The organism is Tenggerimyces flavus (assembly GCF_016907715.1).
GTDB lineage: Bacteria > Actinomycetota > Actinomycetes > Propionibacteriales > Actinopolymorphaceae > Tenggerimyces > Tenggerimyces flavus.
Window position 1 is genome coordinate 5,651,589 of sequence record NZ_JAFBCM010000001.1, and the last position, 14,393, is coordinate 5,665,981.

19 protein-coding genes are annotated in these 14,393 nt (G+C 69.3%); 11 read left to right on the forward strand and 8 right to left on the reverse strand.

Going from position 1 to position 14,393, the window contains the following annotated elements:
• Positions 1–17: 17 nt before the first annotated feature.
• A complete protein-coding gene (locus tag JOD67_RS26420) occupies positions 18–1,019 on the reverse strand; it encodes a Gfo/Idh/MocA family protein (protein ID WP_205120398.1) in 1,002 nt (333 codons plus the stop codon).
• A gap of 146 nt (positions 1,020–1,165) precedes the next feature.
• Between JOD67_RS26420 and JOD67_RS26425 the strand changes: the two genes are divergently transcribed.
• Positions 1,166–1,915: a GntR family transcriptional regulator gene (locus JOD67_RS26425; RefSeq protein ID WP_205120399.1), complete on the forward strand. Its 750-nt coding sequence runs from the start codon at positions 1,166–1,168 to the stop codon at positions 1,913–1,915.
• Between the two features lie 193 nt (positions 1,916–2,108).
• A complete protein-coding gene (locus tag JOD67_RS26430) occupies positions 2,109–2,372 on the forward strand; it encodes a phage major capsid protein (protein WP_205120400.1) in 264 nt (87 codons plus the stop codon).
• Between the two features lie 520 nt (positions 2,373–2,892).
• Here the strand turns inward: JOD67_RS26430 and JOD67_RS26435 are convergent.
• Positions 2,893–3,114, reverse strand: a complete 222-nt coding sequence (locus JOD67_RS26435) for a zinc finger domain-containing protein (protein WP_205120401.1) — start codon at positions 3,112–3,114, stop codon at positions 2,893–2,895.
• A 193-nt stretch (positions 3,115–3,307) separates the two neighbouring features.
• On the opposite strand from JOD67_RS26435, the gene JOD67_RS26440 reads away from it, so the two are divergent.
• Together JOD67_RS26440 and JOD67_RS26445 are read left to right on the forward strand one after the other, a co-directional pair.
• Positions 3,308–4,114, forward strand: a complete 807-nt coding sequence (locus tag JOD67_RS26440) for a helix-turn-helix domain-containing protein (protein ID WP_205120402.1) — start codon at positions 3,308–3,310, stop codon at positions 4,112–4,114.
• 13 nt (positions 4,115–4,127) lie between these two features.
• Positions 4,128–4,370: a hypothetical protein gene (locus JOD67_RS26445; protein WP_205120403.1), complete on the forward strand. Its 243-nt coding sequence runs from the start codon at positions 4,128–4,130 to the stop codon at positions 4,368–4,370.
• A 333-nt stretch (positions 4,371–4,703) separates the two neighbouring features.
• On the opposite strand, the gene JOD67_RS26450 is transcribed toward JOD67_RS26445, so the two are convergent.
• Genes JOD67_RS26450 through JOD67_RS26465 form a run of 4 tightly spaced genes read right to left on the reverse strand, consistent with a single transcriptional unit; the run spans position 4,704 to position 7,431 of the window.
• A complete protein-coding gene (locus tag JOD67_RS26450; protein WP_205120404.1) occupies positions 4,704–5,771 on the reverse strand; it encodes an ROK family glucokinase in 1,068 nt (355 codons plus the stop codon).
• A gap of 12 nt (positions 5,772–5,783) precedes the next feature.
• Positions 5,784–6,728, reverse strand: coding sequence for an ROK family glucokinase (locus JOD67_RS26455; protein ID WP_205120405.1), 945 nt, complete (start codon positions 6,726–6,728; stop codon positions 5,784–5,786).
• Positions 6,725–6,991, reverse strand: coding sequence for a hypothetical protein (locus tag JOD67_RS26460; protein ID WP_205120406.1), 267 nt, complete (start codon positions 6,989–6,991; stop codon positions 6,725–6,727). The genes JOD67_RS26455 and JOD67_RS26460 overlap by 4 nt, the downstream gene beginning before the upstream one ends.
• Before the next feature lie 2 nt (positions 6,992–6,993).
• Positions 6,994–7,431 (reverse strand): SRPBCC family protein, encoded by a 438-nt coding sequence (locus tag JOD67_RS26465; protein ID WP_205120407.1) that lies wholly within the window; start codon positions 7,429–7,431, stop codon positions 6,994–6,996.
• A gap of 321 nt (positions 7,432–7,752) precedes the next feature.
• On the opposite strand from JOD67_RS26465, the gene JOD67_RS26470 reads away from it, so the two are divergent.
• The 5 genes from JOD67_RS26470 to JOD67_RS26490 all read left to right on the forward strand — a co-directional run bounded on the left by JOD67_RS26470 (position 7,753) and on the right by JOD67_RS26490 (position 10,688).
• Positions 7,753–8,055 carry a hypothetical protein gene (locus tag JOD67_RS26470; RefSeq protein WP_205120408.1) on the forward strand — a complete coding sequence of 101 codons (303 nt, stop codon included), beginning with the start codon at positions 7,753–7,755 and terminating at the stop codon, positions 8,053–8,055.
• A gap of 8 nt (positions 8,056–8,063) precedes the next feature.
• Positions 8,064–8,753 carry a WXG100 family type VII secretion target gene (locus tag JOD67_RS26475; protein WP_205120409.1) on the forward strand — a complete coding sequence of 230 codons (690 nt, stop codon included), beginning with the start codon at positions 8,064–8,066 and terminating at the stop codon, positions 8,751–8,753.
• Complete coding sequence (locus JOD67_RS26480) at positions 8,753–9,106, forward strand: hypothetical protein (protein WP_205120410.1); 354 nt, start codon at positions 8,753–8,755, stop codon at positions 9,104–9,106. Before JOD67_RS26475 ends, JOD67_RS26480 begins: the two co-directional genes overlap by 1 nt.
• 39 nt (positions 9,107–9,145) lie before the next feature.
• Positions 9,146–9,580 (forward strand): YbaB/EbfC family nucleoid-associated protein, encoded by a 435-nt coding sequence (locus JOD67_RS26485; protein WP_205120411.1) that lies wholly within the window; start codon positions 9,146–9,148, stop codon positions 9,578–9,580.
• An 88-nt stretch (positions 9,581–9,668) separates the two neighbouring features.
• Positions 9,669–10,688 carry an NYN domain-containing protein gene (locus JOD67_RS26490; RefSeq protein WP_205120412.1) on the forward strand — a complete coding sequence of 340 codons (1,020 nt, stop codon included), beginning with the start codon at positions 9,669–9,671 and terminating at the stop codon, positions 10,686–10,688.
• Here the strand turns inward: JOD67_RS26490 and JOD67_RS26495 are convergent.
• A complete protein-coding gene (locus JOD67_RS26495) occupies positions 10,685–11,602 on the reverse strand; it encodes a DUF3500 domain-containing protein (protein WP_205120413.1) in 918 nt (305 codons plus the stop codon). The genes JOD67_RS26490 and JOD67_RS26495 overlap by 4 nt on opposite strands.
• Entirely contained in the window at positions 11,599–12,573 is a 975-nt protein-coding gene (locus JOD67_RS26500; RefSeq protein WP_205120414.1) for a DUF3500 domain-containing protein, read from the reverse strand. Before JOD67_RS26500 ends, JOD67_RS26495 begins: the two co-directional genes overlap by 4 nt.
• 51 nt (positions 12,574–12,624) lie before the next feature.
• Here JOD67_RS26500 and JOD67_RS26505 point away from each other — a divergent pair, with 51 nt between their 5' ends.
• Positions 12,625–13,236, forward strand: coding sequence for a UdgX family uracil-DNA binding protein (locus JOD67_RS26505; protein WP_205120415.1), 612 nt, complete (start codon positions 12,625–12,627; stop codon positions 13,234–13,236).
• 20 nt (positions 13,237–13,256) lie between these two features.
• Entirely contained in the window at positions 13,257–14,393 is a 1,137-nt protein-coding gene (locus tag JOD67_RS42075) for a glycosyltransferase family 4 protein (RefSeq protein ID WP_205120416.1), read from the forward strand.

Consider the following 14,393-nt stretch of genomic DNA (forward strand, 5'->3'; position numbering starts at 1 on the left):
GGTGATCAGGTCGAACGTCACACCCTTACCTCCTCGACCCTGACCGGGCGGCGTTCCTTGCGGGATTTCTCGGCGGCCTCGGCGAGGTAGAGCGCTTCGAGGGCGTCTCGTGCGGTGGCCTTGGGCTCGCCGCCGTTCGCGATCAGGTCGACGAACGCCTTCAGCTCTTCGGCGTACGCGATGGCGAAGCGTTCGGAGAACGTCTGGTAGGCGGGGCCGGCGGGCCAGAGCGCCTCGGCCTCGGTGGAGCGGAGCGGTGCGCGGTCGTCGAGTCCGACCGCGACCATGCCCTTCTCGCCGTGGGCCTCGAGGCGGACGTCGTACCCGGCGCCGTTGTAGCGGGTGACGGCGATCGTGCCAAGCGTTCCGTCGTCGAGCGTGACGAGGACCTGGCCGGTGTCGACATCGCCTGCCTGCTTGAAGAAATCGGCACCCTTGTTGGCGCCGGTCGCGTACACCTCGACGATCTCGCGGCCGGTGGTCCAGCGGACGATGTCGAAGTCGTGGACGGCGCAGTCGCGGAAGATGCCGCCGGAGGTGGGGATGTAGTCGGCGTGCGGGGGCGCTTGGTCCATGGTGGTGGCGACGATGGTGTGGAGGAAGCCGAGCTCGCCGCTTTGGACGCGTTCCCTGGCTTGCTGGTAGCCGGGGTCGAACCGTCGCTGGAAGCCGAGTTGGAGCTTGATGCCGGCGTCGTCGGCCAGCTTGATGACGTCCTTGGTGCCCTCGACGGTCGGGGCGAGCGGCTTCTCGCAGAACGTGGCGATCTTGGCTGCTGCCGCCTTCGTGACCAGCTCGGTGTGCGCGGGCGTGGCTGCGGCGATGACGATGCCGTCGGGCTTGCTGGCCAGGAGGTCGTCGACGCTGTCGGCGGCCCGCAGGCCGAGCTTCTCAGCGATGGCGCGCGCTCGGCCGGGATCCGCGTCAGCCACCACGAGCTGCTCGACCTGCGGGAGTTCACGAAGGTTCTCGGCGTGCAGGACGCCGATGCGTCCGACTCCGACGAGGCCAACTCTCATGCGGGGTCCTCGTTCTCATTGCTGTGTTTCGGGCATGTTGCGGCGACGCCTGTCGAGTCTTGCTCCGGTTCTGAGGGCTGTCAAGACTTTGTCAGGACATTAAGACATCCTGACAAAGTCTGGCCCGGTGCGGCAGACTGCGGACTATGACGGGAGCCCTGGACGTCTCGGTCGACCGGTCGAGCCGGGTTCCGCTCTACCTGCAGGTCGCTCAGCAACTGGAGCGGGAGATCCTCTCCGGCAGGTACCCGTCTGGGGAGCGGCTGCCCAACGAGGTGGAGCTGGCCGATCGGCTCGCGCTGTCGCGGCCGACGTTGCGCCAGGCGATCCAGGCGCTGGTGGACAAGGGGCTGCTCGTTCGCAAGCGCGGGGTGGGGACCCAGGTGGTGGGGTCTGGGTCTTCGCAGGTGCGGCGGTCTTTGGAGCTGTCGAGCCTGTACGACGACCTGTCGGCGGCTGGGCAGCGGCCTTCGACCTCGGTGACGGATCTGCGGACGGTGCCCGCGTCCGCTGAGGTCGCTTCGGCTCTGGGGATCGAGGTCTCCTCACCGGTGGTGCGCGTGCGGCGGCTGCGTTCGGCGTCGGGCGAACCGTTGGCGTTGATGACGAACCACCTGCCCGAGGGCCTGGTGTCGTTGTCGGTGTCCTCGTTGGAACGGGTCGGCCTGTATGCGCTGATCCGCGAGGCGGCGATCAACCTCCGGGTCGCGAAGCAGACGGTCGGGGCGAAGGTGGCCTCCGCGTCGGAAGCTCGCTCACTGAGCGAACCCAAGGGCGCGGCGTTGCTGACGATGACGCGGATCGCGTATGACGACAGGGGAAACGCCGTCGAGTACGGCACCCACCTCTACCGCGCCTCCCGCTACTCCTTCGAGCTCACCCTCGTCGACCGCTAACGCCGGCCACCCCGCCCCCCGTTTCGAATCAGCGCGTCCCTCTATCGAATAGATCGCCGGGGGTAGGGGGTAGCCAGCACCCACTTTGCCCATGAAGGGGGCGTTCCGAGGGCGCTCCAAGGGGGGTGGGAACGCCCCTTTGGTGGGCAAAGTCACGATGCGGGAAGCAACCGACACACCAGCGGAGCGTTGGATGAAGGTGCCCTTCATACGGGAAATCGCGCTGACCTGCATCGATGCAACGAAAGTGCCCCGCCAGGGCACTGACCAGGGGTCCGCGCTCGTGGGCGACTTCCGCATGGCGACCTTGCTGACGCGTGAAGGAATCCGCATCGATTGGTCCGAGTCGGTGGGCGAGTCGTTCCAGCGCAATCAGATCGTGTTCCGTGCCGAGACGCGCGTCGGACTCGCGATCACCCGACCGGGAGCGTTCGCCACGGTCGACCTGGCTGCATAGCGAACATGCAGAACGGCCCGCGCTCGCAGAAGGGCAGCGCGGGCCGCTCGCTGCCGTCAACCTTGCCTTGACGCTACGTCCAGGGCGTTCTAGCCCGCTCTAGCGCCGTTTCCCAAGGCCAAGCAGCCCGCCCGATACCACCGACTTGACAACTCTGGGCAAAGTCCGTCGTTTCGCCCCACTGCGGGCCGTGTCGCCGCGCCACTTCCGCTGGTCGGTGTCGTCGGTCCAGGCCGGAGCCGCACCCCGAGCGATCTGCCGAAGTCGACCCATGGTCGCTGTCTCCCCATGGCCCGCGCAGAGCTGGAACGTCTTCTGCTTCTGCGTACCGACGAACAGGATGATCACCGATGCCGAAGGATCGGCGACGTTGCCACAGACTGCACACGATCGGGGCACCGTCTTCGCGGTCATCGAATGCCCCCATTCCATTAGCGCGGAGCCTGGCGCGCGTTCGTGCGATCGCGCATTCCCACGGTCCCACGGGCGACATGCCGCCGTCGCCGAAACTGGAAAGTGGCTAGATCAGGCCGCGTTTCGCAAGCAACGCGCGCAGCGTGCCGACCCGGACCCCGGACCGCTCGACCCGCAGCACGTGTTGCCGGCCGAGCCCGTAGCACTCGGCACCGCCCGCGTCCACGCACCGTTGTCCGGCCCGACGCCCGCAGGTCGGGCACGGGATCGACAGCACCTTGACCCACATGGCCGCCTTGTCGTCGCTGGCGTCTTGTAGTTCGTCCATCGGTACCCCGGCCTTGTCGTCGTTCAGCTCGCTCGTTGGTGCGGCGCACGACCGGGAACGCTTCCCGACAGCCAAAGCCCGTCCAGCCGTGCGCCGTGGTCACGACCGTAGGTGTCCACACGCGACCACAACGACGACGCAACGGGCGTCCAAGGGGCGTCAAACCGGCGTCATTCGACTAGGCTCTGTGGGCATGACCGCGAGCATGGACCGGGCAGACCGGACCCCGAACGACGTGCTCCGCGCATGGCGGATGAGTCAGCACCTGTCCCAAGACGATCTGGCCCGCATGCTCCGCGATGCAGGCCAGGCGACCGGCCGCCCCAACGACGCGTCCAAGCGGCTTGTGCAGCGGTGGGAGTCCGGCACCACCCGAACGGTCCGGCCCGTCTACGCACGCGCTCTGGAAGCGGTCGCAGGGCTTCCCGTCGAAGCTCTAGGATTCAGCACTCGCGTCACCCCGGACGGGCGTGGTGGGCATGACCTGGCCGCCAACGGTGGGCACGGCGGGAACGGGAACGCAGAGCCGGCAGACGACCCGCAAGCAGCACCCGAAACCGCACAGAGCAAGACGATTCCCGGCAACTACACGGGCGTGTGGCTGAGCGAGTACGAGTACTACTCGTCCAGCCGGGACGCATCGTTCACGGCCCGGCACTACGTGGTGTTGCTCCACCACGGCAACCGGCTCACGGTGCGCAGCCTGCCGCAGAGTGCGGACGCCCCGGGCTCCACGCTGACGATGGCGCTGGAAGTGGACCAGAACGTGGTCACCGGCACATGGCGGGAAGAGACGAGCCCGAGCGGCTTCTACGTCGGAGCTGTCTACCACGGCGCGATACAGATGCTCGTGGAACCGACCGGGCGCCGGATAGCCGGCAAGTGGCTCGGGTTTGGGAAGGGCTTCGACGTGAACACCGGCCCGTGGACGCTGACCTTCCGTGACGCGTCCACCTCCCAAGCCACGCTCGACACCTACAGCCGGCCACCCGACGAGTGAAGGGGATACGATGATGAGCGACCTAATGATGTGTGACCTAGCGGGCATCACGGTGGTTCGCGAGACGACCGCCGAGCACCTCCCGGCCCGCTGCTGTTGCCGATGGCGGGAACGCGAAGGCACGTACTACGACGGGGTAGACGACGCTGGCGAGCCCTTCACCGACTACGTGCTCCGTAGCCAGCGTCAGATCTGCCCGGTGCACGGCTGGCCGGCTGGCGAGCTACCGCCGCCGTTCCAGCCAGGGCACATCTAGGGCACGCAGGGCACATCCAGGGCACTCTAGAACCGGTCATAACGGGCAGCCAACCGGAACCAATGGGAACACGTTTGCCCAGATCAGACTGCCTGCATCGAACCTACGTGCAGGTCAGAGCGTTTCCATTGCATGAAAGGACACCTTCATCCAATGCCCGGACCAGGGCCTCCCGCCAGCGCCGCCACGTTTCGAATGAGGGCGTCCCTCTATCGAATAGATCGCTACAGGGACGCCCTCATTCGAAACGCTCGAGCCCTTCCTCGTCCAGCAGGCGAAGGCGGCCCGGACGATGTGCTCCTTCGTCAGCGTCTCCCGCGCGTGCTGCTCGCCCTACCGCAGGCGGGGGCCTTCTTCCGCCAGCCCCTCCGTGAGCCGGTCGACACGCGCACGCAGGCGGGCTGACGCGGGCGGACGGGGCTTGCGCCGGCGACGGAACAGCCGGGCGTTCTCGCGGGCCAGTTCCGCCGCACCGACCAGCCCCGCGTCCGGGCCCAGCGCCGCGCGCAGGATCCGGGCCTCGGGACGGAAGCCGCGGCCGGTCAACGTACGACGGAAGGTCTCGCGCGCCGGACCGAGGAACAGCTCCCCCGCCTCACACACGCCACCACCGATGACGAACGTGCCGGGATCGAACGCCGCCGCGATGTTCGCCAAGCCCACGCCGAGCCAGCGGCCGACCTCCTCCAGCAGCTCGACCGCCACCGGGTCGCCGCCCTTCGCGGCCTCGGTGACCATCGGCCCGGTGATCTTCTGCGGATCGCCGCCGGCCTTGTCCAGCAGGTATTGCGCGACCGGCGACCCCGACGCCGCGATCTCGCGGGCCTCGCGCACCAAAGAATTGCCGCTCGCGTACTGCTCCCAGCAGCCGCGGTTGCCGCACTCGCAGCGATGCCCGCCCGGCACCACGGTCTGGTGCCCGAACTCCCCCGCCACGCCGTACTTGCCGCGCATCAGGATCCCGTCGGTGATCACCGCGCCGCCGATGCCGGTCCCCAGCGTCACGCAGACGAGATGGCTCTCGCCCTGGCCGGCGCCGAACATCCACTCGGCCCAGGCGGCGGCGTTCGCGTCGTTCTCCACGACGACGGGCAGCCGGATCCGGCGGCGTACGGCGTCCCGCAACGGCTCGTGCCGCCAGGCCAGGTGCGGCGAGAACATCACCGACGAGCCGGTCACGTCGATCCACCCGGCGGCGCCGATGCCGACCGCGGTGACCTCGTACCGCCGCCGCAGCTCGTCGACGACGTCGGCGATCGTGTCCTCGGTCGCCTGCGGGCTGCTCGACGGGGTGTCGCGGCGGACGTGGTGCAGCACGTTGCCGTCAGGGTCGACCACGCCGGCGGCGACCTTCGTCCCACCGATGTCGACGCCGATCGTGAGCGCCTGGATCAACGGCATGTCTCGTCTCCGCTAGCGTCGTCGGGCCAGGTCGGCGGCGCCGATGATCCCGGCTTCGGTCCCGAGGGTCGCCAGCCGCATCTCGAGCTGCGGGCGGTGTCCTCTCCCTGTCAGGTTACGGGCGAACGCACGCCGGGCCGGTTCGATCAACAGGTCGCCGGCCGCGGAGACGCCGCCGCCGATGACGACCACGGCGGGGTCGAGGACGGCGGCGAGTGTCGCGATGCCCTCGCCGAGCCAGCGGCCGAGGTCGTCCAGCAGCTCGATCGCGGCGCCGTCGCCCTCGCTCGCGGCCTTGGTCACCATCGGCCCGTCGATGTCCTGGTAGCGGCCGCCGGCGAGCTCGAGCAGCCGGCTTGCCTGCGGCGAGCCGGAACGGGCGAACTCACGCGCCTCGCGGACCAGCGCGCTGCCGCTCGCGTACTGCTCCCAGCAGCCCTTGTTGCCGCAACCGCACAGGTGGCCGTCGGGAACGACGCGCAGGTGGCCGACCTCGCCGCCGATGCCGTACGCGCCGCGGTAGAGCTCGTCGTCCAGCACCAACCCGCCGCCGAGCCCGGTGCCGATGGTCAGGAAGATCATGTCGGCGACGTCCGCGCCGGCGCCGAACGTGAACTCGCCCCAGGCGGCCGCGTTCGCGTCGTTCTCGACCACGACCGGCATCGAGACCTTGGCCTCGACGTCGCGCTTGAGCGGGGCGTCACGCCAGGCGAGGTTCGGCGCGAAGAGAACGGTCGAGCGGGCCGCGTCGATGAACCCGGCCGCGCCGACGCCCGCTGCCTCGACCTCGTTCCGCTTGCCGAGCTCGTCGATGATGTCCACGATCGCCTCGACGATCGCGGGCTGGCTGGTGGCCGGGGAGTCGCGGCGCGCCTCGTCGACGATCGTCCCGTCGGCCTCCACGACCCCGGCGGCGATCTTGGTGCCACCCACGTCGACGCCGATCGTCCTGGTCATGTGCCCTCCGGGTCGTCGAGGTCGATGGTCTGGAACCCCGCGCTCGATCTTGCCCGACCATCCGCCTCAGCGGGGTCGAGGAGGTCGTTCACGGCCTGGCCGAGATCAGCCACCGCGGACCGTACCTCCTGCCAGAGCGGGCAGGCCTCGAGGTCGGCCTCCCACGCGTCCGCGTGGTGCCGTACCCACTCCGCCAGCGTGCCGAGCAGCTTGGCCGTCTCCTCCGCGAGGGAGCCGACCGGCTCGTCGGGTGCTTCGGGCACGCTCAGACGCCCTCGACCTTCTTCTTCAGCTCCTTGAGCGCGGTGTCGATGATGACCTTCTCGGCTTTACGCTTGATCAGGCCGATCATCGGGATCGAGACGTCGACCACGAGCCGGTAGGTCACCTCGGTGTTGCCGCGGCCCTTGTCGCGCAGGGTGTACGCGCCGTCGAGGGCCTTGAGGACCTTGCCCTCGACGAGGGTCCAGCGGACCTCGCGGTCGGCGTCCCAGGTGTAGGCGAGCGTGTACTCGTCCTTGATCGCGCCCGCGTTGAGGTCGAACCGCACCTGCGCGGCGCGGCCGTCCTCGTACGTGGACGTGACCTCGACCTCCTTCACGGCGGCTGCCCAGGTCGGGTACGCCGCGAAGTCGGCGATCACGGCCATGATCTGTGCCGGCTCCGCCGCGATGGTGATGCTGGACGTCGTCTGGTCCGCCACTGAGCCGCCTGCCTTCCGAGGAGCCGATGTACCGACCACTCTCCTACACCGAAGCCGCGAGCATGACAACGACCACGCCGGACGCGACCCGGCGACCCTACCCGCCCGCGGCATCCAGGTCGGGGACGCGGCTAGGGACGGGCGGCGCCAGGCGGGTGGCCGAGGGCAGGTGGCACAAGCGAGGCAGCCGGGTCGCGGCACGCGCGGGGGCCGGCTGGGCGGGTGCGGCGCATTATCCACAGCCCCCGAGTCGATGCCGCGGTCGGCGGGTACGCCTCGGCTAGGCTGCTGCAAGCTTCCTAAACGGGGACGAGGTGGACGATGACCAAAGTGGTCAAGTGCGACGACATCGAGTCGCGCGCGAAGCGCGTGCAGGAAGTCCTCAAGCCACTCATCGAAGCTGCCAAGGGCAAGCTCGAAGAGATCAACCTGCACGACGACGCGATGGGCAGCATCGGGCAGTCCGCGGTGACGAGCCACAACACCTGCAAGACCGCCCACGTCGAGAACCTGAAGAAGGGCGTCGAGGACTTTCAGACGCTGCACGACGGCATGATGCGCACCGCGGAGAACTGGCGCAGGTCTGAGGAGCAGTGGGTGGTCAAGGGGACCCCGGGATACTAGGAGGACCGATGGCGCCGTTTCCCATCTACAACCCGTTCATGATCTCCAGCGCGGTCATGGGCTCGAGCTGGGCGATCTACTCGATCGGCGCGGCCACCGCGGCAATCGTGCTCATCGCCGCGCTCGGCGAGGCCGACCCCGACGAGCAGGCCCTCGAGGACGCCGCGGCCAAGTGGCGGGAGGCAAAGGGCAAGATCTCCGAGCTCGCGGAGAAGTTCCAGAACGAGGCGAGCCCTCCGCTCGAGTCGTGGGACGAAACAGACGACCGAGCCAAGTTCGACGCGGTCATCACCAAGGTGGCGAACGAACTCGCGTCGATCGAGAAGGTCCTCGAAGGCAACGCGACCGCCCTGGACGAGGCGAAGAAGTGGTACAACATCGCGATGCCGACGATCTTCGGCATCGTCCTCGCCGGCACGATCATCCTGGTCTCGTTGATGGCATTGAAGGCCACCATCGTCGGCGCGCCCGCCGTCGAGGGCGTCCAGACGGGCATCGCGTGGGGCACGGTCGCCGCGATTCTCGGTATCATCGCCGGCATTCTCGCCCTCATCATGGCGCTCATCGCGTACAGCGACAGCAGCTCCAAGATCAAGTTCGAAACCGAGGCCGGCAAGGGCGACCGCGGTTCGGACGTGGACTTCACGAAGATCGAGATCGACTGGGGAACGAGCCAAGAGGGAGCTAAGCCAGCCTGATGGAACCGTTGTCCTTGATTCTGGTCGTCGCAGCCGTTGCACTCGTGGTCTATGCCTTCGCCGCGGTCAATCTCGTGCGCCGGAACAAGGAGACCCCTCCTCCGCCCTGGAATCGGCTGCAAGGTCTGACCTGGCTCGCCTTCGCGGCGGCGGTCGTGATCGTGCTGGCCGTGGCCGGCGCGCTGATCGTGACGATCGTCGGCATGGCGGACAGCCTCGGAGCACAGCTCGCGTTCGTGCTGGTAAGTGTCATCCTGCTCGGCGCGTTCTACGTCTTCCTCGTCCATCCGCTGGTGCGCGTGCTGCGCGCCCGCGGCGTGCCCGGTCAGGGAACACAGCAGCCGGACGCCTGAACAGTTGCCCAGAAATGTTCGCTACGAAGGAATGGAATCGTGGATCCTCGGGACGCCATTGAGCAGGCCATGCGTACGGTTCGCGAACGGCAGGCGCAGGCCGCCTCGGTAACGCAGCAGATCAACCAGGTCAGGGGGAAGGCGCAGACCGACGACGAGCGCGTCAAGGTCGAGGTCGGATCGATGGGCCAGCTCGAGTCGATCGAGCTCGACCCCCGCGCCATGCGAATGCCGTCGGAGGATCTGGCGAAGACCATCGTCGACCTCTCCAAGGCCGCCGCCGAGGATGCCGCGACCCAGACCCGCAAGGCAATGGAGACCCTCCTCGGCGAGGGCGTCGACTGGCAGAAGCTGACCGATGGTTCGTCCGGCGGGCTGGACATGGACGCGTTCAACAAGGTGTCCGAGTCGCTCGGCCTGGGCCGGATGGACGACCTGCCCAAGCCTCCGACGTTCCCCAATCCCCAGCCCTGACCGAAAGGTCGAGCCACCTCGCCGTGAGTGGTGGACGATCTGCCGTTCGGCTGATTCGTCCCGCTCCGGCGCGGCCGATGCTGGAGGCATGACAACGATCACGACGCGTCGCCAGTCGTCATGGACCCGCTGGGTGGAGCCCGTGGCGGTCGGGTGGGCGCTGCTGTACGGCGGACTCGGCATCCTCTGGACGCTCGGCGGCCCCGGCTTCCCGTTCGGCAAGGCGGCTGACCGCGGCTACGGCGAGTCCATCCTCGGAACGGCCGACCCGCGACTCCTCGCCCCCGTCGTCGCCGTCGCGGGCCTGCTCGCCGCGGCCGCCGTGCTCGCCCTGCGCGGAACCAACGTGCTGGCCAAGGCCGCGTTCGGCTACCTCGCGATCCTCGGCGCGAGCCTGCTCGTCGTGATCCCCGACCGGAGGCCGCTGATCGCGGTCGCGTACGCGCCGATCCTGCTCATCGGAGCCCCGTTCGGCTGGCCGGAAGGCGTGAGCTTCCTCGACGCCATCCCCTGGCCCGTCCTCAACCAGCTCGTGCTGATGGTCGGCGGCGTCCTGCTGCTCGGCGCCGCCCTCGCCTACCGCCGACGTGTTCGACACGACGAGGCAGCGCCCTGGACCACGCTGGCGGCCGTGAGCCGTTGGGGCCCGTGGGCGGTCGGCATCGCGGTCGCGATCCCGGTCCTGTACGCGGCGACCCGCTGGGCCTGGGCGCTGGGCATCCCGCTCGGGATCAGCGAGGAGTTCTTCCGCGAGGGCCAGGAGTCCGGCCTGTGGATCGCCGGCGCCGGGCTGGCCTCGTTCGCCGTCGTCGGTGCCTTGCTCACGCTCGGCCTCTGGCAACGCTGGGGCGAGGAGTTCCCGCGCTGGCTCCCGCTGCTCGGCGGCCGCCGCGTGCCGCCGAACCTCGCCGTCGTCCCCGCCACGATCGTGGCCGTGTTCGTGACGTCGGCAGGCCTGGAGTACTGGCGCCTCGTCCTGGCCGGCCCGATGGAGATGGAGATGAGCTGGACCACGCTCGGCCCCGAGCTGCTCTGGCCGATCTGGGGTGTCGCGCTCGCCGCCGCGGCGCTCGGCTACCGCCTGCGCCGCCGGGCCAACGAAGGTTAGTGACCAGACGCGTAGTGGGCCTTGAGCAGGTCGGTCCCCCAGTCCCGCTCGAGGTCGCGCCACACGCTGTGGATGTGGTTGCCGTCGTCCTGGGTGTTGTCGTACTCCAGGATGAACGTCGGCCCCTGCACCGCGTAGTAGTGCTTGTTGCCGATCCCCCGCTCGGTCGAGCCGGCCCAGCTGAACGTCACCGGGTCGAGCCCGGCGTCACCCAGCCGCTGCCACGAGGCGTCGGCGACCGACGGCAGCAGCCGGGTGAGGTAGTGCTGGATGAGCCGTTCGAGCAACGCCTGTTGGTCGTTCGTCAGGTCGGCGTACGACAGGCCCTTCGGCAACACCGCCGGGTCGGCGACCGGGTCGTTCCGGGTGAGGATGTTGTCCGGCGCGACGTCCGACACGATCGCGACCTCGCGGCGCGCGTCGTCCAGGCCGCCGAGCAGGTCCCGAGCGAGATCCTCCTCGAACGGCAGGAACCGCAGCCCGGCGTCCGGCCCAGACACGATCATCGCCGGCTCGGCGCCGAGGAACTGCGGCGTGCCGGCGACCGTGTCGCCGACCACCGTGAGGTTGACGACCACGTGGTGGCCCGACGCGGAGAAGCCCCACGGCCCGGCGCCGGCAGGGTCGCCGAAGACGCGGAAGTAATACGACAGCGGGTGGATCGTCCGGCCCTCGCGCTCGCGCGACATGATCTGCCGCGCCTCGGCGAAGGCGCGCTCCGACAGTCCGGCACGCAGGATCTCGTACGCAAGCTCGCGTTGACGCTCGGTCATGTCCCGCAGCGGCAGTCCCGGACGCTGCGCCGGAACGTACACCCACTCCGACCGATCGGGCGTGTCGAATGGTGCCGTGGCGGTCGTCCGCTGCGCGGGATCGAGCGCGTCCAGGAACGCGGTCGCGGCCGCGGCGATCATGAGTCCTCCCGGTGGTCCGTGGCGTAGTGCTTGGCGAGCAGGTCCTCGCCCCAGTCGTTGGCGAAGTCCCGCCAGACGCTGTGGATGTGGTTCGCGTTGTTCTGCGTGTTGTCGTACTCGAGCAGGAACGTCGGCCCGAGCACGTTGTAGTAGTGCCCGTTGCCGATGCCGGGCTCGAGCGAACCGGCCCAGGTGAACGTCACTGGCTCGAGGCCGGCACCCTCCACCCGCGCCCACGCCTCGTCGGCGAGCGCCGGCGTCGGGCGCGTCAGGTAGTGGCGAACGAGGCCGCGCAGCAGCTCGCGCTGGTCGTCGGTCATGTCGCCGTACGCGAGCCCGGACGGCATCGCCTTCCGGTCCACGACCGGGTCCATCCGGCTCATGATGTCGTCGGGCGCGGTCTCCGCCACGATCGCGATCTTGCGCCGGTCGTCGTCGAGAGCCAGCACGAGCGCGCGGCCGAGGTCCTCCTCGTCCGGCAGCGCCCGCAGACCCTCCTGCGGGCCGCTCGGGACGCGGGCCGGGTTCGCGCCGAAGAAGTGCGGGGTCACGGCGACGTCGTCGCCGACGACGGTGACGTGTATGGCGATGTGGTGCCCGTTCGTCCGCCACGCCCAGGGCTCGGCGGCTCCCGGCGTGCCGAGCACACGGAACCAGTACAGCTCCGGGTCCCGTTCGAAATGGACGGTGCCGCTCACTCGTTCGAGCTCGCCCAGGATCGGCTCGAGGCCGATGATCCCGCGGGCCGTCTGCTGGGCTCGTTCGGACAGGCCGGTGTCCAGCAACGCGAACGCGAGCCGCCGCTGCTCCTCGGACATGTCCTTCAGCCGCAGCCCGGGACGCGGGCCAGGGACGTACGTCCACTCCCGGTGGTCGGGCGTGTCGAACGGTGCCGTCGCCTGCGCCCGTTGCCCGTCGTCGAGACTGGCGAGGAACGCCTGCGCGGCCTGAGTCATCGTCTGCGCGGTCATCGTCCGCCAGCGTACGGGTTGATCGGACGCCAGCGGGGAAGGTGACGTGACATGGCCACCGTCACCGTCCCCGAGACGACAGCTCTGTCGAAGCTGCGCGAGGCCGTCCAGCACTGTCGCAACTGTGATCTCTACAAGGACGCCGACCGGGCCGTCTTCGGCGAGGGTCCCAAGAAGTCGCCGCTGATGATGGTCGGCGAGACGCCCGGAGACCAGGAGGACAAGAAGGGCCACGTCTTCGTCGGCCCGGCCGGGCGTCTGCTGGACGAGGCCCTGATCGACGCGGGCATCGACCGCGCCGGGGTGTACCTGACGAATGCGGTCAAACACTTCAAGTTCACCCGCGAGGAACGCGGTAAGCGGCGGTTGCACAAGACGCCCAGCCGGTCGGAGATCGTAGCGTGCCAGACGTGGCTGGAACGCGAGCTGGCAGCCGTCAAGCCCGCCGTGCTGGTGCTCCTCGGCGCGGTCGCGGCGAGCTCGGTGATGGGGCCGTCGTTCCGCGTCACCCAGCAGCGCGGCGAGGTCCTCGATTGGCCGGACCACGACGGCGTCATCGTGGCGACCGTGCACCCCTCGGCGGTCCTGCGCGCCGACGACCGCGAGGCCGCTTATGCGGAGTTCGTCGCGGATCTGCGGGTTGCGGCGCGAGCCCTGCCCTGACCAGGCATTAAGGTCAGCGAGTGGCTCGTACGCTCGTCGTGACCAACGACTTCCCGACCCGGCAGGGCGGCATCGAGGCGTTCGTCCTCGCGCTCTGCCAGCGCCTGCCCGCGGACGACGTCGTCGTCTACACGGCCTCGATGCCGGGTGACCGCGCGTACGACGCCAAGCTGCCGTTCGCCGTCGTCCGGGATCCGACGGGCACGCTGCTCCCCACGCCTGCCGTGTCGACGCGGACGACCGCCGTGCTCAAGGGCGAGGGCTGCGACCGCGTGCTGTTCGGCGCCGCGGCCTCGCTCGGCCTGCTCGCCGCCGACCTGCGCAAGGCCGGCGCGCACCGGATCGTCGGCATCACCCACGGGCACGAGACCTGGTGGGCCCGCGTCCCCGGCGCCCGGAACGCGCTGCGGCGGATCGGCCGGACCACCGACGTCCTCACCTACCTGGGCGAGTACACCCGCTCGGTGATCGCGAAGGCGCTCGACCCGTCCGACGCGGCCCGGATGGCCCGGCTGACGCCCGGCGTGGACGCCGACGCGTTCAAGGCGGGTACGGGCGGCAAGGAGATCCGGGAGCGGTTCGGCATCGACGCCGGCAAGCCGGTCATCGTCTGCGTGGCGAGGCTCACCGCGCGCAAGGGCCAGGACACGCTGATCCGCGCACTCCCCCATGTCCTGCGGGAGATTCCGGACGCGACGCTGCTGATCGTCGGCGACGGGCCTTACCGGGAGACGCTGGAGAAGCTGACCGACGAGACCGGCATACGCAAGCACGTCGTGTTCGCGGGTGCGGTGCCGTGGGCCGAGATCCCGCCGTACTTCGACGCCGGCAACGTGTTCGCGATGCCGTGCCGGACCCGGCTCGGCGGGCTGGAGCCAGAGGCTCTCGGCATCGTCTTCCTGGAGGCGCAGGCGTCCGGACTTCCTGTGGTGGTGGGCGATTCCGGCGGCGCGCCGGACGCGGTGCGGCACGGCGAGACGGGGTATGTCGTCGACCCGTACAACCCCGTCGCGGTCGCGGCCAAGGTCACCGACCTGCTGAAGGATCCCGAGCTGGCGCGGAAGATGGGTGCGCTCGGACGCGAGTGGGTCAAGGCGGAGTGGTCGTGGGAGTCGTCGGTCGCGACGCTCCGCAAGCTGCTGGCGTACCCGGACTGA